Source organism: Candidatus Jidaibacter acanthamoeba (assembly GCF_000815465.1).
Taxonomy (GTDB): Bacteria; Pseudomonadota; Alphaproteobacteria; order Rickettsiales; family Midichloriaceae; genus Jidaibacter; species Jidaibacter acanthamoebae.
In genome coordinates, this window is sequence record NZ_JSWE01000113.1 from 1 (window position 1) to 21,848 (window position 21,848).

Annotated in this window: 15 protein-coding genes; 4 read left to right on the top strand and 11 right to left on the bottom strand. The window is 31.2% G+C overall.

All coding sequences use genetic code 11. The annotated features are described in order from the left end of the window. Positions 1-5,113, bottom strand: a 5,113-nt coding sequence (locus NF27_RS05380) for a hemagglutinin repeat-containing protein (RefSeq protein ID WP_039456741.1), incomplete at its 3' end; no start/stop codon positions are given. Positions 5,114-5,881: 768 nt separating this feature from the next. Between NF27_RS05380 and NF27_RS11210 the strand changes: the two genes are divergently transcribed. Next, positions 5,882-6,259: a ProQ/FinO family protein gene (locus NF27_RS11210; RefSeq protein WP_053332613.1), complete on the top strand. Its 378-nt coding sequence runs from the start codon at positions 5,882-5,884 to the stop codon at positions 6,257-6,259. Between the two features lie 33 nt (positions 6,260-6,292). Here the strand turns inward: NF27_RS11210 and NF27_RS05390 are convergent, their stop codons facing one another. The 3 genes from NF27_RS05390 to NF27_RS05400 form a co-directional block, all read right to left on the bottom strand. Further along, positions 6,293-9,043, bottom strand: a complete 2,751-nt coding sequence (locus tag NF27_RS05390; protein ID WP_039456743.1) for a sodium:solute symporter family transporter — start codon at positions 9,041-9,043, stop codon at positions 6,293-6,295. A 401-nt stretch (positions 9,044-9,444) separates the two neighbouring features. Then, positions 9,445-9,624, bottom strand: a complete 180-nt coding sequence (locus tag NF27_RS05395; protein ID WP_039456745.1) for a hypothetical protein — start codon at positions 9,622-9,624, stop codon at positions 9,445-9,447. Positions 9,625-10,073: 449 nt separating this feature from the next. After that, positions 10,074-10,319 carry a hypothetical protein gene (locus tag NF27_RS05400; RefSeq protein WP_152606850.1) on the bottom strand — a complete coding sequence of 82 codons (246 nt, stop codon included), beginning with the start codon at positions 10,317-10,319 and terminating at the stop codon, positions 10,074-10,076. Between NF27_RS05400 and NF27_RS05405 the strand changes: the two genes are divergently transcribed. Next, the gene (locus NF27_RS05405) at positions 10,302-10,784 is read left to right on the top strand and encodes a transposase (RefSeq protein WP_039456751.1); all 483 of its coding nucleotides are present in this window, start codon (positions 10,302-10,304) and stop codon (positions 10,782-10,784) included. The two genes, NF27_RS05400 and NF27_RS05405, sit on opposite strands and share 18 nt — an antisense overlap. On the opposite strand, the gene NF27_RS05410 is transcribed toward NF27_RS05405, so the two are convergent. From NF27_RS05410 to NF27_RS05420, 3 genes are all read right to left on the bottom strand, one after another. Continuing rightward, positions 10,781-11,419: a hypothetical protein gene (locus NF27_RS05410; protein WP_039456754.1), complete on the bottom strand. Its 639-nt coding sequence runs from the start codon at positions 11,417-11,419 to the stop codon at positions 10,781-10,783. The genes NF27_RS05405 and NF27_RS05410 overlap by 4 nt on opposite strands. Positions 11,420-11,985: 566 nt before the next feature. Beyond that, positions 11,986-13,023, bottom strand: a complete 1,038-nt coding sequence (locus tag NF27_RS05415; RefSeq protein ID WP_039456759.1) for a hypothetical protein — start codon at positions 13,021-13,023, stop codon at positions 11,986-11,988. Positions 13,024-13,482: 459 nt separating this feature from the next. After that, positions 13,483-13,986: a recombinase family protein gene (locus NF27_RS05420; protein ID WP_068982010.1), complete on the bottom strand. Its 504-nt coding sequence runs from the start codon at positions 13,984-13,986 to the stop codon at positions 13,483-13,485. 143 nt (positions 13,987-14,129) lie between these two features. Between NF27_RS05420 and NF27_RS13290 the strand changes: the two genes are divergently transcribed. Together NF27_RS13290 and NF27_RS12715 are read left to right on the top strand one after the other, a co-directional pair. Beyond that, a complete protein-coding gene (locus NF27_RS13290) occupies positions 14,130-14,282 on the top strand; it encodes an AbrB/MazE/SpoVT family DNA-binding domain-containing protein (protein ID WP_084212818.1) in 153 nt (50 codons plus the stop codon). Next, positions 14,218-14,514, top strand: coding sequence for a PIN domain-containing protein (locus NF27_RS12715; protein ID WP_162531508.1), 297 nt, complete (start codon positions 14,218-14,220; stop codon positions 14,512-14,514). The genes NF27_RS13290 and NF27_RS12715 overlap by 65 nt, the downstream gene beginning before the upstream one ends. Before the next feature lie 86 nt (positions 14,515-14,600). Here the strand turns inward: NF27_RS12715 and NF27_RS05430 are convergent, their stop codons facing one another. The 4 genes from NF27_RS05430 to NF27_RS05445 form a co-directional block, all read right to left on the bottom strand. Continuing rightward, entirely contained in the window at positions 14,601-16,244 is a 1,644-nt protein-coding gene (locus NF27_RS05430) for a hypothetical protein (RefSeq protein WP_039456761.1), read from the bottom strand. A 288-nt stretch (positions 16,245-16,532) separates the two neighbouring features. After that, complete coding sequence (locus NF27_RS05435; protein WP_039456763.1) at positions 16,533-17,360, bottom strand: response regulator transcription factor; 828 nt, start codon at positions 17,358-17,360, stop codon at positions 16,533-16,535. Positions 17,361-17,677: 317 nt separating this feature from the next. After that, the gene (locus NF27_RS11215; protein WP_053332615.1) at positions 17,678-19,702 is read right to left on the bottom strand and encodes a nucleic acid/nucleotide deaminase domain-containing protein; all 2,025 of its coding nucleotides are present in this window, start codon (positions 19,700-19,702) and stop codon (positions 17,678-17,680) included. A 125-nt stretch (positions 19,703-19,827) separates the two neighbouring features. Then, entirely contained in the window at positions 19,828-21,687 is a 1,860-nt protein-coding gene (locus NF27_RS05445) for an ankyrin repeat domain-containing protein (RefSeq protein ID WP_039456766.1), read from the bottom strand. Between the last annotated feature and the right edge of the window lie 161 nt (positions 21,688-21,848).

The window sequence follows — 21,848 nt, forward strand, 5'->3', positions numbered from 1 at the left end:
GAACAAATAACTCACCTACTTTTAAGGTCAAATGTCCGTGATCTGTAAAACTTCCGTCTTCATTAACTTGTGCATTTGCTATCATTGCTCCGTTTAGCCTTAAGGCATGGGCAACTACTATATGAGCTTTGGTTTCACCTAACATTGCAGTTAATCGCTTAACTACATGCGCATCACGCTTGCTATGTTCTACTCCAATTCCATTTAAATTTAAGTTGCTTAAACTAATTCCTAAATTTACTCCAAAGCTTTCATTTTCTATAATATCCTGCATAGAGCCCAAGGTTAAACTCTCAAAACTTGCTTCAAGGCTACTGGCTTTTAAAAACACACCTTGCATATTTGCATGTCCTTCAACTTCTATCTTTAAGTTTCCACTGACATGTATTTCTGCATTCATAACCAGACTTTGATACTGATTGCCTTTCTGGATAGCAACAGATAAGCTTGGTGTCATTCCTTCTGTAAGAGGTATTTCAAGATCCACTTGTCCGCTCATGCTTTTCGCATTATATTCTGCCCTCGCACCTTGTATATCAAGATACTTTGTTTTTAAGTACATATTATATGCTTTAACTTGAGTAGCTAACATCCTTAGCTCGTCGCTGGTGCTGTTTAGGCTTTCTTGTACATTAATGATCGTTGGTACAGGTATTGTTGTTTGAGATTTGCTTTTCTGTTGTTCATAATGAGCATAAAACCATATACCGGCTGTAGCTCCACCATTTGCATTCTGACCCTCTTTCTGTCCTTCTCCATTTTGGTTATTATTATTTGAATTGCCTTTATTACTACTAAGGGTCTGTAATATTTTATGATACCCTTCAAGCCCTAAAAAGAAAGCATTGATATAGCTTTCAGGAGAACCTATCTTCATTTTAGCTAAATCTTTACCTATTTCAAATATTCTACCTATATTAGTTTTAATTCCTAACTTAACTCCTACTTCAAGCAATTGATGTTTCTCACATTCACTATACGTATCATTGGCGATACCATGGAAAATAATCCTAGCATTTTGATCCATTTGAATTGCATCATAGATAATTGCAAAATCTTTTATAGTATCTGCTTTCATCTCAATGAAGTTAGCAAATATATGGGATTGTTTATGCTTAGTTGATTCAGTTAATTTGCTGTTTTTTTCCATCCAGACTGCAGACTTAACCGCAAACTCTCCTCCTGTAGCAGAAAATCCTACTCCCGTTCCAAATTCGTTCAAGTAAGTAAAATGGCTCTCAAAGCTCGGTGCAACACCAAGTTCAATATTAGTCGCATTTATAATAACTTTATTGGCTCTACCTCCGTCTATCCCTTCAATATTGGTAGAAAGCTGCGTCCACTTACCATCATGGGAGTACCCGAAAAACTTATCTTCTACTTGAATAATATTTGGGATCACTTCTTGAGTTTTATCAATACTACCTTTCTGTTCATGCTTCCAAGTGCTTAGCATTTTATTTTTAAATTCAAATGTAAACCCGGTTTTTTTAGTATGTACTTCTATTATTGTTGTCTTATAACTCGGAAGCATTGCTATATGTGCTGCATGTTCAGGAGTTCCTGCTTCTAACTTTACACTATGTGCAACCAAATTAAACCCTTGCCATACTTGATCACCACCAGTGATTGCTTCAAAATTTTCTGTAGTATAAAAGAAGTTTATTAAAGGGATATCAAAGAATTTGTTAGTAGTAGTTGTCTTAGTACCGCCAAAAGCTCCTGCTAACCCTCCTCTTCTTTTCTTTTTCATAATCTCAAGTGATTCCCACTCGCTTGGATTCTCAACTACTAATGTACCATTAGATTTCAGAAAACCATCTTTACCGCTTATAAAATTTAAACCTCTAAGTAATATGCCGCTACCGGCTACTATCTCTATATCACTCTCAAGAGAGGTAATTTGAGATCTCATTTGCTTTAAAGATTTATAGCTATAATAATATTTCTTGCCCCAGACAGTAACTTCATTATATACTTCTATAGGAACTACTATCACTTTGTTACCTGCATTAAGCTCAACATCTTTACCGATAATGTTTGCTCCTATTACTGATAATGAATTCTTAGCATCTATAATTATTTTGCCACCTGCAACTGTTTCAGAATTCTGTGTTACTTCTGTGGATGCCATTTTAAAGCTTGCACCGCTTTCTTTAGCAGTTATATATAGACTCTGCAATACTATATTATTAACTGCTTCTATAGTAATATTCCCTCTGCTTTGTGTAACCCCGACTAATGCTACGTTAGCTGCTCTAATCGTAAGATCAGTAAGAGTAACTATTTCATTAAGGTTAATGAAATCTCCTGCAACAATAAGTTGCATAGTTTCAGATGAAACCATACCAAAATTAACCATTTTTCCTTTAACATCCAGGTTGAGCTCTTTACCGGCACTGATTTGCGCTAAGTAATCTATTGCTACGTCGCCTTTTACATCAAGGTTTATTGAGCCATCAGCTGATAAAGTTCTACCTTGTTTTATACTGTTTAAAGCTTTTTCACTCAAATAAAGCTTGAAAGATATACATGATAAGCTTCCTGCACATTCCTTTGTTTCTTGGGGTGCAAGTATAGGCTTCTGTAATTCATTGATCTTACTTTCCGGGAATTCAAATTGCTTAATATTAAGTCTAGTATATTCTTCAAGTGCTCCGTCAAGTAACTGCTTTAAAATATTACTATAGTCTAACCCTTGGACTAACCCTATACCTGATAGAATTGCATCTCTTACTAAGTGCTCCAGGTATAGAGTATCACCTAGTATTAAAACTAGACCCTTACCTTGGTAACCAAAGTCTTGTAAATATTTTGCTATATCCACCGGAGGTTTAAAGAAAGGTGCTAATTTGCCATTAATAGTAATTATAGGGTATAGTTTTAGTTCATCTGCTCCGGTATCATTGTCTAGCGGTAAAGAATTTGCATCTCGTATTACCCACATATTGCTATTTAAGCTTTCAGGGTCTACCATAAACTTTAAATCTAAACCTTGGTCGGCAAAGAACATTTTACGGATAGTTTGGGAGGTTTTTAAGTTATAAATCAGCTCTTGAACAGAGTTAGCATTGTATGCTATTAATGTCCTCTCCCCTTCTTTCACTAATTGATTTATTATCTGATTAGCTTTTGCACTTTCTAACTCCTCTAATCGAATTCTTTCTTTTTTATGTTCATTAAGTATATAACCCGCTTGTTGCTTTAAATGCTCAAATGAAGCATCTCCTATTGATAATTGTGGTAAGGTTTTTCCTATAGATGCCGTAATTATGCTATTAACTACACCTTTTATATTGCCTGCATAAATTGGAGAATCTACTGAACCACTTGGGGAAAATTTACAGCTATAAATTATTTTATACCGATTTTCATGGTCTCTCTTATCATTAAATTGCCACCCATATCTACCCATATCATCTTTGTATACTTTTATATCTGGAGCATTTAAAAAACTTAAATTCTGCCTAACAACTATATCAGATAAAGTATTTTGTACTAAAGCTGAATCCAAGTTTAAACTGCCTGCAATCACTAATTTCGATCTACCCGAAATTTCATAGCGTGCCTCATATTCACACTCCTCCCAACAGAAAAACCCAAGTAAAGCATAACTACCAGCAGGAGAACTCCCTCGGTAGTGCGTGCCCCTGCACCCACTCCCTTCAGGATAATACACACCTAACCCCCAACTAACAACACTGAATGCTCTTTGAGATATAAAATCAAAATCCGCCGGTTTAATATCGCCTTGGCGAGAATTTATATGATTTTGATATAATTCAGGAATTTTTGCAGCATTCATAACCGGATATGCACTAAAAGTGTTCTCATATGATCTGACATGGCTAAATACATACCACTTTTTATACAAATCTTGTTCAAGTATTAGCTTTTCTGCTTTAATTTGGTTCTGAGCATTCGGATCCTTAACAATCACTTCTGCACCACGTAGTTTAACTTCCAATACCCTGCTATGCGGTATGTTTTCTATATTAATACTACCTACTTGAGTAAATGAACCATTGTTAAAATATATTCCACCATACTCTCCTAATTGTTGTATCTGAAATAAACCTTCCGTAAATATAGCTAAGTTATTTATGAAGCTACTCTTATCATTTATTGCGATTGAGATATTACTCGCCTTAAACAATTTGTGGTTTTCTATATCTCCTTCTTGAGCAATAATTTCTATTAAAGAATTAGTTACTATATTACCCCGGTTCTTTAGCCCGTCCCCCAATGTTTCTATTGTGATTGTTCCGTTATCACTTAGTAAAGTGCCGTTATCATCTATATAAATACCACTTGTTGATTTAGCATTTATTCCATTTTTACTTAAAAGCTTACCACTTAAATATATGCCTTCTCTCTTTGCAGCCCCTGCTTTAGGATCCCCTGAACCAGCTGATATAGTTGCCTCATCTGTATATATCTCGCCCTTTAAACCTATTATTATTCCACTTGTTGAATTTAATTGTGTATCACCTTTAACGTGAACTTTACCGCTTATATAAACTCCTAAATTATTTTGTAAGTTGTCAATACTTAAACTAGTGGTTGTTAATAAACCTAACTCATCAAGAACAACTGCATACGCTTCTTGGGAGCCTTTAACCGTATCAATAGCTATTTGTTCATCTGCTGTTATATTTCCCCTAAGTAATACATGAGGAACATTTAACTTTATACTGGTGCCTTTTATATTATCAGCAAATATTTTTTGTTGGTTGGATACCTGGTTATCATTATTTTCAATACTATCAGCTTCAATAGATAATTCTTTAAATCCACCCTTGTTTGCTATATTTTTTAAATATCCACCTTTACTACTTTTTACTATTATACTTTCTACAGGAGTGCCTGAGACTTCAATATCATTATATATTTGAAAGAAGTCTCCTTTAATTTCTATTATAACATTCTTTGCTTGAGTGTTATGTATATGGATGTTATTCAAACAAGTTTGTGATGTAAGAGTTACCTTCGCATATTCTCCAACTATATCACTATCTTCAATTTCAATATAATCGTTAATTCCTGGGCAGGGGACTAGTTGATCAATATATAACCAAGATTCTTCTATATACTTGTTAATTAATTCATCCATTTTTAAACTAAATAAAAATTATTTTTTAAATGAAATACTTTTTTTAATTTTATTTTACAATACTTAATACAGCATTTATTTAACATATTTGCAGAATAAACCGATTATTATTACATATTATTACAACAAAGTATTTTTTTTAATTAAATCCTTGCTTTGTATGTAATTCAATTAAACATATTTAAAGTTAACTTATGTAATATGGTGTGGAAGTTGTAAGAGGCGTTAGGTCTGCTGCAGCGTCAGAATAAATTACGTGCTATATACTCGTTGTTTGTACTGCATGTATTTTAATTTAATTCTATAATATCATAAAAAATGGATATGCAGATTCAAAGCTAGACTCTTTTCGAGCTCTAGAAGTATAAAGCAAAACAGACAAGATATTTTTAAACTTAAATATTAAAAATCATAAATATTGTTTTAATACCATAAAAGAAAGCTATGGCATTTTGTTAGAACCATAGCTTATCTAAAAAAAAGAAGTTTCAATCATAAAATAATACGTATTACATTATCTTGCAATCCTTTCTTATTTTAATTTTACTTAATAGTATTTATTTATATTTGTTATAAGATTTTTCGGTTAGTAGTTTAAGGTTCTTTTATAAAGCTTAAAAGTATTGTCTAACCTTCTTTAAAATGAATTTATCTTATAACTAGTAACTACAGCTTTATTAATATATTATTACTATTTAAATCTTTTGTTTATACTTTTGCATCCTTATATATTATATAATATTCTATAAACTCTCTTACTTTTATTATATGGACGAAACTAATAAGCTAAATTCTAATACTTCAAACTTGATAGACAATAAAGCTAAAAAACCTAAAAGCTCTATGTCTAAAGAGGCTTACATTCAAACTTTACAATTTTTAATTACTCAATTTCCTAATGTATTCAGTGATAAGAATCCTAAAATACTTAAAATTAAAATTCATAAAGACTTAAAAGAAAAAACTAACTTAAGTAATAATACTATAAAGCATTTCTTAGGCAAATACTGCCGTACAAAAAAGTATAAAGCTGCTCTTGTTGAAACAGCACCACGCTATGACTTAGAAGGTAATATAGCAGGGCATGTAACTATAGAAGAAACACCTAAAACTCCTGATAAGAAATTAGTAATACAGAAACAATAGCGTTTCCCTCCCTACTAACTATATAATCGGAACCTACTGCTTTTTAATTAGCTTTCTTATCTTCTTAGCTTTGGGGAAAGTAAGAATAAACTCAGTATATTTACCTAAAGTTGACTTGCACTCAATATATCCTCCTAAGTCCTGCATTATCATTTTGCAGAACGCAAGGCCGATACCCGTCCCGCTTTTACTCTTGCTATAGAATCTATCAAATATATAAGGCAAGTCTTCTTCCGCTATACCTTTACCGTTATCTCTAAAATATAGCTTATTATTCTCTGTTCTAATCTCTATTTTTACGTTCCGGCCGCCGTACTTATATGCATTGGTTAATAAATTAGAAAGTAAATGCTTAACATAATGCATTGAGCCGAAAAATGAGAAATTATCTACAATATTAATATCTACACCGTCTTTCTCAGGGTTCAGGAGCTTGTATTCCAATATGCTTGCGGTCACGCATTCTTCTATAGTAATATTCTTCTTATCATCGGCAATTACTGTGCTTTTTAAAGAAGCAAGAAGCCCGTCGACCGTACTTATACCCTGAGAACTAACTTTAGTAAGCATTTGACTGAATTCTATTAAGGTATCACCGTCTCCTTTATCAAATGTGACAGTATAGATTTCTCCCTTTACATTCTTATTACTAAAGGCTCCATGCAGCAAATTATTTATAGTCTGCGCGCACATATTAAGAGTTGCAAGCGGGCTTTTCACCTCATGTGCCATTGCACCACCAAATACATGCATTGCTTCTACTCTCTCTTCCTGTTCTTTCTCACGTTTTCTAAGAAAGAACAAGGTGGAAAACAAGAAGAATAGATAAATATATGCAATGCTACTTACTGTTGTAATTTCCTGTAGAGATTGTATGCTATGCCCTGTTTTATTGAACAGAATAAAGCCGCAAATCATTCCAATAGAATATAATAATAGAAACCTCCTTGCATCCACAAATAAATAAAGCGAGAATGCAGATAATATACTATTAATCACCCAAAATGGGTCTTTATGCCCAACAAACATCATATAACTTGATACAAACGGCAAACAGAAAGTCAGTAAAAAGTACCAATAGTAATGAAGGTACTTTTCTATAAGTTTTTTGCTAGCGATAAAATGCCTGAATAATAGTACTAAACAGAAAAAATATCCAATTGCTAAAAGATAAGCAAATACCATATGGTCAGGGTTTGAGGTTACGTCCAAGCTATAAAGAAAATAGTAAGATAAGGTAAAGATGCAGAACCTTTTAACATCAATTTTATGCTCTCCTGGATATTCGGAAAGCAAGCTAAAAATACGTTTGAAAAATATATATATGCCTTGCGCTAGCCCTATAAGCCTTTCCTTAATTCTAGTAACAACTTTATTCTGTGTTTGTGAAAAGGAAGAGGCCATCTTAATTTGTTTAAATATGATTTGATAATAGTGCATACCAAACAAACCTATAGCACTACCAATATCACCTAGAGTTATACTTATAATAGCAAATTCACCCGCAACAATCCTACCTATTAAAGTAAATAATATAGCAAAGACTACACTTGCAATAAATGATTTACTATTAGTTTTAAATCCTAAAAATCCTGCTATAGTAGGTATTGCAATTAATGGCTCCCAAAAATTAGCCACTAGCCATACCAAATCCAAAATGTTTTTACTATATTTTATAAGCACTAACGATGATATAGCGAGTATAACTGTAATGATCCTAAGAGATACAAGTTGTGCTCTATTACTGAGGTTAATACGTAATATATTTAAAATATCATTAACTAAAATGATGCTTGCTGAGTTGATCGTGGCTTCTGCCATAGACATAATTATTGCCATTAACCCTGCTACCATTATTCCTTTTAGAATAGGTGGTAAAAGAGTTATAAATTTAAGTAATGTTTCATCAGGTGTAATATTTGGAAATACTACCCTCATTTTATAAGCTATAAGGCATAGTGCTGCTGAAAAAGGTATAGATATTAAAGCAATCATATTTAATGTCTGCTTAAGCTTCCTAGTATCATTTGCAATTAAGCATCTTTGTATAAAAGCAGCATCTACTCCCGGTAATAATGCAAAGACTACAAAACTAGCTAACAAACTGGTATTATCATTATTTAATACTATATATAAATGAGATTGTGGAAGATAAGCAATTAAACTTTTAAGCCCTCCTGTACTGGTAAAAGCAATAATATAAGCAATAGGTATAATAAAAAAGAAAATTGTAGATTTAAAAATCTCAGTATGAATTACCGCTCTTATACCTCCTAATGTAGAATATAATGTAATAATTCCATATCCAATTAATATCCCATAAGCAGTTTCTATTCCTAAAAAATAATTAAATACAAAACCTAAAGCTAAAGCTTGAGCAGCGATACTTCCTAAACTTATAACTGTTGACGATAAAGCTACAATCCACCGCCCAGGAGTACCATAAAGCTTATACATTATTTCACCCAGTGTAACACATCCCTTAAACTTTCCAATATTTGATCCTATAATTTTAGTAGTAATTAACCAATATAAAGGCTCCAGCATTTGCCTAATAACAAATATAAGTCCAAACTCATAAATCTTCCCTACTATACCTATGGTACTACCTGCCCCTGTAGCAGAAGCATATATTGTACAAACTAATACAGTTACTGAGATATTCTTATATCCGATAGCAAATTCTTTTAAGGATTTTATTTTTACACTTTTAAGCAACCCAATTAATAGGCATAAAATTAAAAAAGCGGTTACAATTGCTAAATCTATATAATTTAATTTCAAAAGAATTATCCATTATTCAAAAAATCAGTTATTTATATTATAAATAACTTATAATTGAATGCAATTAAATATTATTTAACCTTAATATAATGGAAAGATAATATATAAAGTTTTTTAAATTAAAACTTTAAACCTTAATATCATTCATGATTTTTCATGTTATTGAAAAAAGAAGCGAGGTATATCTTAAATAAAATATGAGAAAAAAAATATATAGAGTGCAAAATAATAATACATCCTGTTAAGTAAATTTTTAAACTTAAAATTGACTACTGTACAGCCATAAAATTTATCTTAAAGACTAATTTTTTAACTTAAACTATAGATATTTATTTATAAATTTATTAATATAAATTAATTCTAGGTGTTTTAAATGTTAAAACTACTATATAAATATATTTTTATTTGTCCTTTCCATTACCACAGAATATTGGACTCATTACAGCTTTTGCTTGAGAATAAATTTTATATTCCAATTCTCCATATGCCAATAGTTTTGGATTAATTTCTTTTATAGAAGAAAATAGAAAAGCACTCAATGCAAGGCTTCCTAGCAGAAATATTTTTTGATAAATAGCCATTTAACAACCTCTTTACTTCTATATTATAAATTTTAGCTAAACTTAGTTTCAGCTTAGTATTTTTACAATATATTTTTTATTAAAATATTGCTAACAAATAATTATTTGTTGCTAAAGAAAAAAAGTTGTAAATTATAATAATTAAGTAAGAGTAATATTATGTCTTTATTTTAGGAGTTTGTTTCAAAATTAAGTATGAGCCTTGGAATGGCTACTTTATTATATGCATATGTCAAGGTTTTCAGCTTATTTATTAGGTATTAATTAAAGAATTCAGGGGTAAATACATTATACATAAATCATTTATAATGCAGAAGAATTTGTATATCACACCTGAATTCCAAAGAATTAATTTTTATACTTTATTTTTTTTACATCATTATGCAGCAACCTTTTCCACTAGTATTTTGATGTGATAGCTCTTTTACCTTTCCAGTTTTTTCCAACAATTATAAGCTTCTTTCATCTATCTTTATGTCTTTTGGAGCAACTTGTGTAATTAGGTCTAAGGCAGAAGTATGTTTATGGTTACGAAGATTGATATCGACGCCATTGGCTAGCATCCAACCTAAGAAAGGCATACTACTTTTTACTGTAGACCATCGTATTTCTGCAACTATTTTAATAGGAACATCTTCGCTACCTCTGGTTGCTTTATCATAAGTAAAAAGAAGAGTATGGCGCAAAAGCTGCATATAGGAGTTAGTAAAGAGGGATTAATAGTTTCACGTATTATGACCAACCATATTACTGATGACCATAAATGTTTAGAATCATTAATACAAAGCGCAGATATAGAAAAGATAACTGAGATTTTAGCTGACATTGGCTACGATAGTAACAATACGTATATTATATTAGAAAATAAAGGTATTAAAGCTACAATAGCACCTCCCAAAAGTGCCAAGACATCTTATACACAACCTAGGTCTGATACCATAAACTATATTAAAGAAAAAGGTTACCATGTGGAGCGTAATAAAAATAAGTATGGTAGAAGAGAAATTATAGAAAATACTATTTACCGATATAAAAGCATTATAGGGGCTAAGCTAAGATCTAGGAAATGGGATAACCAAGATGCTGAGACTTTACTTGGTTGTCATATACTCAATAAAATGACTAACCTGGGCATGACTCATTCTGTAAAACTCACTTAACTCACATGGGTAAAGGAAGAGTATTCCTTGATTCTGATTTGAGCAACAATGCCGTTTTCATCTATATTTACTCGTGAGCGCTTTTCACCTCTTACTTTGTCTGCCCAAAGAACACCCACATTTCCCACATTTTCGGATCTGAATATCTGCTGTGAAAATACCATTCCGGAATTTTCTTCCTGCGTCTGCGGAATTGACTCTTCTATTAAGTTAGCTTTTCTCTTTTTAATCTCAGTGCTTTCTAAATTTTTAACTCTTTCTTCATCCGCCCTATTTTTTCTCTTTTGAAATTGATCTTTGAAAGAGTCTGTTATTTCAAGCTCATTTAACGGTATAGTGGTATCAAAAATATATTGGTACCCTTCGTCATAATTTACTAATTCTACTAACTTGGAGCGGATATTAAAGGAAATACCTACATGCGAAAGAGTAGTTTGTAAAAATGATAAAAACCCCTTATGTTCTTCCGGAGAAGGAAAAGCTTGATTGCTATTCTCATAATCTCCTATAAACTGAAAAGGATAATCCATTAATTCTGGATCCGTAGCTGCTATAGCAATATTTGTGATATAATATTTCTTTGCTTTCTCTTGAATTTTTTCTCTTAATTCAATTAATTTTGCAGGGTTAAACATTTTAAGCCTCTTTCGGGATTTTTTTATTATTATACTAAATAATACTAAATCTTCAAATAAACTATAAAGGAGTATTCTGGATATCTTTATCTTTATTTTTTCTTATCTCCTCTCTCTCAGAAAATCTTTTTGTATTTCCCACAGTATCAGGGCTATCAGGGTTCTTTGATTTGTTTATAACTTCTGGTGTTTTTATATCTTCTTCGGTACGACTTTTTTTAGATGCTTTAATATAAAGATCCGTTTCTTCCTGTTCATTTTCCGTCCTTAATTCCGTTATTTCACAAGAAGTTGAGGTTGATTCAACTTCTTCTTCTAAAGGCCTTTTTTTATTCTCTCCGTAATTTGTTTGTATATTATGTGCTTCTTGCGTACTACCAATTGTTTTCCGGAAGTTGTTATTCCTTTATTTGTTCTCTCTATAAAATGACAAGATATAATGATGCTGATATTATTAATATAAAATTTGAAGCATAGAGCTCATTAGCTTATAATTGGTAAGCTAGCAGTATTACTTACGGAATCACTACCACATTTATTATCTCCACTATATTCATCTAATAATTCTAAAGTTCTTCCTTCCAGAATTCTTCCGTTAAATTTAAATTTATCTTACTAAGAAAGTCATCGCTCTCGTGGTAATGAATGATTAATGAATTATCTTTATTTTGGCTAAACAAATCTTTAAGGCTAATTTCTAGTGGTATGTCAGTTTTATTATTACAATAATTCTTATCTAAATTATTAGTATTGAGTGAGTTTGCATCATACTTGTATTCTATACTTATATTTTGATTAATAGCACTTTCATAAATGTCCATAAATTTCTTATAGAAATACTTATCACCATATTGTATTAACACACACTCATCGGTTTTTATATACCCACTTATCCTTACAAGAGGCATTATAACAGAGCTGGTAAAAATTTCTTTGAGCATACTACCGGGAGATGCTATTGGTAATAAAGGTATATTATCTAAAAATAACGTATGCTTATTATTTATGAACTCCAGTAATGTTGATAAACCTAGTTTATCAAATATTTGGGTGGCTAAAGGAGAAATAAAATTTATAGTTGGTTTTACTATATTATCAGCAGTAATCTTACCTGCTAAAACTTTTAATTCAGCCTTTCTTAAGGTATCAATCCAAAATTCTGCGTTAATTATTGTATCATACCATGAATTTATATCTGTTCTATCAAGTTGATTTGTTTTCATTATGGTCATTGCATCAAGAAAAGCTCTAGCAGGAATTTCACACATAGAATCCCTAATAAAAACATTTCCAACCCCCTGCGAAAGTAAAGTAATCTTACAAACCCCTTTTAGAATATCTGAAACAGGGCGATGAAGTTCATATTCTTTAGTTCCGTGTTTTAAACCGATCCACCACGCAGCTAAGCTCTGTGTACCTTTTATTATGTCTGTAAAAAAGCTACCGGTATAAGGATTAGCAAGCATGTTAGGTGCAATTGTAGGAAAAGCTGTTAAGACAATAGGTATAGCTTCGGTTTTTATGGTAGCCATTAAAAGAAGTTCAGAAAATGAAGGAAATTCTTTATAGATATTATTTACTGTTACATAAAAAGGTTGATACATATAATCACGGAAAACCAGTTGGGTTGATTTTGTAAAGTAATTATAAATGGTGCTAAGCCACAATGTTTCTTGCATAAAAATATAAAATACTAATTTGACTATTACATTATATTATTGATAACGAAACTTTTAACAAAGTAAAAAAACATATTTATTTAATGATTACATTAATTACGAGCAAAATTAAAAACTTAAATATATTATTAATGTTAAATTTTATCTTATAAAGATATTTTAGAAATATGAACTAAAAATGGAAACTATTGAAGTAAGTGTATAAAATTCCATAGTAAAAAAAAATAAGCAACTAAAAATATTAAACCACCATACAAGCTCTCAATAATGAAAGCTGCTTTTCCAAAAAATAGCTTATAAATAAAATATATATTTCTTATTTATAGGCTGGCCTTATTTTATATAGTTCAACTCGCGATAAAGTGTAGAGCGGCCTATTTGTAATTACCTTGCAGCATTGGTTGGCGATACACCTGATTCAATTAACTTTAATGCTGAATCGAATTTTTCTTTATCTAAGGTTGGGCGCCCGGGTTTTTTACCTTTTAAACGTGCAGCATTTATACCTTCTTTGGTACGCTCTGCGATTAATCGCCTTTCAAAATTGGCAATCGCACCAAATACATGAAATATTAATTCACCCGCAGCAGAAGATGTATCAATCTTTTCTTCTAAAAACATTAAACCAATCTTATGTGCTTTAAGGTGCTCTACTGTTTCAAGAAGCTCTTTTAGACTACGCCCTAAACGGTCAAGCCGTACTACACAGAGTAGATCATTAGGCCTTACATAGGCAATCAGTGCCTCAAGACCCGGTCGTTTAAAAACCTTACCACTAATCACATCTTCAAATATCTTTATAGCTCCTATTTCATTCAAACGTTGACGTTGTGCGTCTAATTCCTGTTGTTGTGTTGACATTCGAGCATATCCTAAAATATTACCCATTACTTGCTCCTCTTATAAATACTTAAAAATTACTTAATCAGGTGTCCCTAAATCGCTCGTTTATTAGACGCTCCTATACTTGTTATAATACTTTATCCTTACTTAATAAACGTTGATAGTACAATAATACTTATCTAGAGCATATGCATTACTCAACTATAACAAGCAAAGGCCAAGTCACTATACCGGCTGAGGTAAGAGAACTACTAAGTTTGACAACAGGAAGTAAGATTGAATTTATACCTTACAATGACTATATTATTGCCATCCCCCTTAATAACTCAAAGAGGGTATAAATATTCTAAATCACAAATTACTTTAGCTATTAGATCTCTTCTAAGTACCCAAGAATTTATATTTGAGCACTTAGAAGCTGCATGGCTAGCACTTGAGGTTTATGAAAAAAATAATGCTGATTTTTCTGATGCTTTAATTGGTGAGATAAATAGGCTTAAAGGTTGCTCCACTACTTATACTCTAGATACAACAGCTTTGAGTCTAACTTTTTTTCAGACTCTTGAACTGTAGTTTAAAAGGAGGAGTTAGAAGGCAAGCAAGAATCATATTTTACTTACCTTATTTTAAAAAATTCTATCCGAGTTTTGACTTTAATATTATAGAGATTCAATTCCTTCCCAAGATAACTGAATCTGGTTAAGCATTTGCCCATTATTCATAAATCCCTGCTCAATACCTTCATAGTAAGGAGATAGCTGTTTGGACACTATTCCGCCATTTGTATCACAATGCCACTTATCTCCACAACACCAGGTAGTATGAACATAATAATTCATTCCATCATTTGAATTACCTTTCGCATCATACCAGCAAATCATACCTGTAGTACTATACCTACCACTTACGGAAAGAGTACTATCCGTAAATAATAAACTATCAATTATTGCGCCCCAAGTATTACCACAAACCCCTGGAGGGACAGAATGAGCAGCCCAAGAATTTTCATCACCATTTTTATATAAATTAGCTATACATAAAGGAAATGTATACTTTATGGCTTTTAGAAATGCTAAATCAGTATTAGTTATATTGACTAAATCATTTACAATATTTTGTGTTATAAAATCGCATTCTTCAGGATTATCAAAGCACCCTAAAGCACTTTCTGACGGATCATTATAATTAAGTATTTTTCCGATATTGTATTCGATTTCCTTTTCGAAAGTTTTTATGTTTTTATATAGTTTAGAATTTGTATTCCAAGTAACCGGGTAGTGGTTTATTAATTGATCGGAATATTGTTGGTAAGATTTATTTGTTTCCAAAAGTTCCGACAGTAAATTTCTATCTTCTATAACAGTCGAATTTACTAGTGTTTTAGGCGGAGTTAGCCCTATATGGTCAATTTTTTCAGAGTGAGCAAAGCCGGTACCTAAAGGGGTTAATCCGGTATTGTTCTTAAAAGAAATTTGAGTTGAAAAATCATTTACTGCATAATCAAGTAAGCCGCTAGCTGCTTTTATACAATTATCCATTGCTTTAAGATCGCATGTTAAAGCATAATACTTTCCACTACTGTCTTTGTTCAATATTCTAGAAAGTTGGCTGGGGTCTCCTCCTACTTGTAAGGCTTGTATGGAAACTGACCCGCCAATATTTAACGCATTTGCTATTTTCTGAATTTCTCCGGATGCACTAAAAATATTGCCCCACGAGGCGCTTGCTTTAGCTTTAAATTCTTCTTTTTCATAATGGTTGGCAAAATTAAGATTTATACTCATGGTAAGTAAAGCTCCTTCATCATAAGAATCAATATACTTATCTCCACAAATTAACCCAAAATATGGCTTAGCTTCATTACTATTATATATTTCTCTTCCAAACGCATTTAACACATTCTGCCCGGCGCCAGCTAATTGTACTTTTACTCTATCAGCCATATATTGGAGGTAGTTTAGAGACATTGAATAATAATCATCTTGGATAGATTTCATATACTCTGCCTCAGCACTTCCTGAAAATATTCCGAATTTCCCTTTGGAAGTAACATCTATTTTAAGCATTTTTTGAAGTTCTGAAAAAGAGTATGCTGTATTTAACTTTACCTCACCATGTTGGCCGGATGAAAAGGTAGTGACATTATAGCAATGTTGTGTTGATAATTGTTGTGAGTCGCTTGAAAAGCCATATCCGGCATACCCACCTCCTTCGTATGTTGGCTCCAGGTAATTAACCAGTTTATCTTTTAATTCATTTTTCAAGCTTTTGTTATTAAAAGGAATTTTATTTATTTTAGACATAAATCCTCCATTATTGGCTGTTATTTAATGATTGATACTTATCAATATAAAAGTATTCTAGATTCATAATATTTATCCTAAATGAATTACTTTTATGCTTTGTAAAGCTAAGTTAATTTCAATTTGCAAACTATTGGGTAAGATTACTTAAGTAAAAATCACGTATTTACATTCAAGAATAGTTGGTACCTAAAAGGTCTTACTTGGTTACATTAAACAATATTTCATTATTATTTTTTGTTTTAATAAGCTAAATAGAAGTTCTATTTTTAATATAACTTAACCTATCTACTTAATTATATTAATGTCACTTTTTAGATACATTGAAACCAATTGTGAACGATGGTTATACCCTGACTTCAATTTAATATTGTTAAGATGAACTTCTACAGTACGATCCGATATACCTAAAATATTAGCAATCTCCTTAACACTTTTTCCCAGAGCTAAGTTTTGCAAACACTCAACTTCCCGTTTAGTAAGGTTAATGCAATTATTTTCAGTAATATTAATACTATAATTTTGAATTTGTATATTTTTAGTTGTAATTTGTTGATCGTTGTTTTGCTTTATAATACTTAAAACTAACTCTTTAGGCAATTTCGGAAGACTTATCTTACTTGAAATAAGGTTTTCAACTAAGCTTCTACTATGATGATTAAAATATAAAATAAATTGCTTTAAAAAACTTATGTTATCTAATAAAAATAAATCTCCTTGCTCATGCGTACAGTCCATTACAAAACTCCAGCATTCAATAATATCATGTTTTTTTTGAAAAAAGGAAATCCCGTTACCTACATTAAATTTATCTATTAACATTGAATCATTACCATCAAGAAGTTTTGTAGACCATAGAAAATGATTAAGTTTTCCAATAGGTGTTGATAGTACTTCTGATAAGTATAATCTATTTGCTCTATGGTTATTAAATGCATCAGAACGTATAGTTTTACAAAACTCAAGCCAGTTACGGTTATAATTAACAAGGGTTAGAACTGAGTAATCAGTAAATATCCTATCGTAAGCAAACTTTATATTTCCTTCCTCAAGAGGCTTGCATATTTCATTTAATTCACTTTGAACTTCAATTGCATAATCCCAAATATCTTTCATTAATTTTTAAAATTATTGTGAGGTTATAAACTTTTTTATACTTATTTAGGTAATGTTTCAAGAACTATAGTTTAAAGAGGCATTGCCAAGCTGTTAAGTATAAAGTAGGTATGATATAGGCATATGACTATCCTATATGGAGATAAATATGGCTAATAAGTGTAAAACTTATGTGGCTTAACTTAAATATTGAAATTTATTATCCTTATTATCCTTATTATCCTTGCTTACAACCTTTTCATGTTAGAGAACAAAACTTTTTGCTAATAATAAATAGTAAATTATAAAAAAAGTTTATAGCATATTGAAAAAAATTATTAGGTCTTTGTTTTTCCTTTACTTTCTTGCAATCTTCTATTTTCATCTTCAGTATATCGTCCTAATACTTCTCTCTCTTGAAGCTTTTCGGAGCTTATATCTTGAGAAGAAGCACTTAAGCCTTCCTGATATCCTCTGGAATACTCCTTTTTGCTTATAGATCTAGAAATATTTGCTATAATCTCAAAATGCTTTATATCTTGTGTATAATGCTCATTATCAGCTTCATGATTAATTTCTCTCATTTTGTCTATGGAAAACCCTAAAACTTCCATAATATTGGCAGCATTATATTCTAAGCCTTTAAAACTTTCAGATTGCATAAAGCTAATAATCTTCTCAGCATATAATTTATGAAGCTCAAATTTCTCCATTATATCGGTTAAACCACTAGCTTGTTCGATTAAAAAGTCTATTTGCTTTTCTGATGCTTTTGTTAGCCCTTCATCGGTTAATTTTTCTTCTATTGTACTCCTCCAGGTTCTTGCCTTAACATCAGTTTCAATATCACTAGGCGAATTATCAGCATACTGCATTGAACTACTACCCATAGAAGTATGGTGTGATTTTATTTTAATACCTACAACTTTACCTAACTGTTCACTCGTAAGTGTTCCAATCTCTTGGACAACTACATATAAAGCCAAATCCTGACCTTTCTCTTCCATCTCCTGGTATATTTCAAAAGCTTCCTTGCCTAAAAAGTGTTTAAGTTGCCCGTCATTTACCTTTATTTTATTAATTATAAACCACTCAAAACTTTGACCATGATGTCCTCTTGTATAAATAGGAACTTTTATGGCCTTTCCTTCATCATCTTGGTACTCTAAGATTAATGGGTCTGAAGGATCATTAGTAATCACTAAATGACAATGTGCACAACAAAGTTTTGATAGACCTATATATATTTTATCAAGTTTACCTTTGATATTTGGCTGCTCGTCTAATAAATGCTCAACAATTCGCATCTCAGCATGGCACTTATCATTTGCTTCGCCTTCTTCTATTAATATATACCCTTCTTCTTCCTTAATTTTAAATGCATTAATAATATTATTACTGAACTTTTTATCTCCAGTTGTAAGAGCTTCTTCTACCTTCATTAAATCTTTTCTGGTTCGTATAGCTTGGTTCAGCTCTTTAGAGTTTACTACTCCTTTAATCTCTTCTGGTAGTTCCCCATGATACTCATCTAAAAGATGTATTATATTCTGTATTCGCTCTTTATCCTCTTCTTCTTTTAGCTGTAAAGCAGTACAGCATGTATCTACTATTAATTTCAGTCTGTCTTTCTGCTTTTTTCCTGGAATTATATATTTACCTTCTATACAGTTGGTAAAATATTTAAAGACCTTTACTGCTTGTTCTTTTATATGGGCTCTTTTCGCATCAGAAGAGCTACCATGCAAATGGTTAAATGCATACAGTATTTTCTTTCCATCAAAGCATACTGCTGCGCAGTCATTTATATCTGAGACAAGAAGTCTACTTAAAGAATCAAAGCGCCTTTCCTCCCAATCAAGATCACGTGATTCCCTTTCTGCATTAAGCTCATGTAAGTAATTATAAAACTCTTGTGTAAATTTTTTAAGAGTATCTCCATCACCAGATTGCAGTGCCTCTTTAATTTTCTTTTCAGGCGTCAATCTACTCTCTTCTATATATAAGGCAGCATATCTTGTTGATTCTATGTCCTTCTTTGAAAAGCTTAGTGCTTCTAATACCTTAACTGCTTTAAATTTATCAAAATAATTATTAACTGTTTCTTCTATATAAGCCTTTGAGATCTTTTTTTCATCAAGCATTTTCTTTAAAGCTTTCATAGGTATTAGGTCTTTACGTATCTGTGATCTACTTGAGATTTTCTCAAGGAGTTCCTTCACTTCTTTTGCAACCTTGGGAGCAACTTTAATCTCTTCCTCTTCTACTTCGATCTCTTTCCTATTTCTTTTTGCTTTCGTTTCTACTTTAGGACCTTGGTTTTTACCATGCTTTCTTTTACTGCTTTCCCCTCTTCTTGACATATGTCTCTCAGCTAGGTTATTCCTTTGTATTTTATTATGGCATATTTAAGATATTTTATAAATATTTTTATTTATTAGTTGATAACTATTAAGCATTCTTATAAATAAGAAATTATTCTATGCTTCTATACCCAATAACTTAAATGATCGTTAACTAGCGTTTCATCAAATGACAATACATCTTCTTCAATGCTATTTATATCTGATAATAGAGCCTTGATTCTCTCTTCAATCTCATAATTACCTCCATTTAAGTTATTAAGATAATTAAACTTTATTGATTGTTCATCTTCATTTACTGTAAATTTCTCTATTAAGTCCTGATTACTTACTCCTTGCTCTTTAAATTCTTCGCTGGCTTCTATTTTTACTTTTGCTTTTTCTTCTACATTATAGCTTTCTTCTTCAATAGTTCCGTCAGATAACTTATCACTTCTACCAAACAAATAATTACTCAAATAATTCTCTAAAAGTTTATTTGCTGTATATATTTCCTTTATCAATCTTTGGGTAGTTGAATATGAGATAACCCATTCCCTTAGCCATTCGGGTAATTCTTTCATCCAAGCAAAAACTTGATCAATAAACAACATACCAGGTAAGTCATCTTCTTTATAACAAGCATGTGTTACTACATGAATCTTATCTTCTTGTCTAATGTATAGACTATGCCCATTTTCTATATTTTCTTGCTCTTTATTATTGCTATTATCACAATTATTTATACTTTTTTGTGGGGTATTATTCTCAGTTGTTTCACCATCAGAATTGTTTTTATCATTTTCATCATAGGAATTATCATTAGTAGTACTATTTTCCTCAACTTCCATGCTTGCATCTTGATTTCTTTTTTTATTACTAAGCGCTTTTAAAATTGCTACTTCTTCAGTGTTGATTTTTCTTCCTATGCCATCAGTATACTCTACTATTTTTTCTATTACTTCACTTGGTAAATATGGAAGGTCAGCTAAGTATGTTATATATTTTAATATTTGTTCTAATAACTTCTTGTTATCTTCTCTAATTTGTAACCCTGAAGCAATAGCTTCATAATATGTGTTTAAAGCTTTTTCTCCTTTCTTTTTTAAATAGTCTTTAGGTGTTTTGCCATATTTACTTTTAATCTCATTTAATTTATCAGTTTCACATCCATATTGGACCAGTAGCTTGACCATTTCCATAAATTCTTGTTCGTTAACCTTACCTAAGCTATATCCTGAGGCTAATTGGTGTATTCCTGAGTTTAAATCTTCATCTACATGATTTGCATTTGCTCCATTTAAAAGCAAGAATTCAACTATATTAACTTTTCTAGAACATATAGCCTCTATTAGTGCAGTTATATTGTGATCTAAATAAGTTTCAATTATCTGATTAATATCTACTCCATGCTTAAGTAACAGTTTTGCTATATTTATACTTTTTTCTGAGCCATTTAACATGCTACAAACCGAATATTCCCAAGGAGATATTTTGTCTATACTCTCGTTCGGATCAACGTTATATTCCTCTAATAGTAGCCTTATTATATCTTCTTGCTTGTAACATATAGCTTTCTGCAAAAGATTTTTACCATTGCAATCAGCTGCTATTAGACTATTGTCATTTTCGATAAATAATTTGATTACTTCAATATGCCCTTTTTCAGCTGCAATGTGTACAGCGTTTATATATTTAATCTTATATTCATCGATAAGTAACTTTACTATCTTTATCTGTCCTTTTCTTGCAGCATCAAATAAGGCTAATTGTTTTTTATGATAATGATGCCTGCCATTCTCCATAATATATTGGAATACATTCACACTTCCTATACTTGCAGCTTCATGCAATGCTCCTCTTAAATTAGGTGTATCTATATTAGCACCTTGCTCAACTAGGCCTTCTAAAGCTTCTACATTATCTTCGCGTATGGCTTGTTTTAAAAGGTCTTGGAGTTGCTTTGAATCTTTCAACTTTTTTTGTGATGTTAGCTTTCTTTTCATGATACATCCCCACAAAATGTGATAAATTATATATAATTGCGGACGAGAGAATTATTAGAAATATAACATAGTTTTATCTTTTTTATAGAAATCTCTGCGTTATTGCTCAAATCAAAGTTAAAGTATATTTTCCCTTTACCCATGTGAGTTAAGTGAGTTTT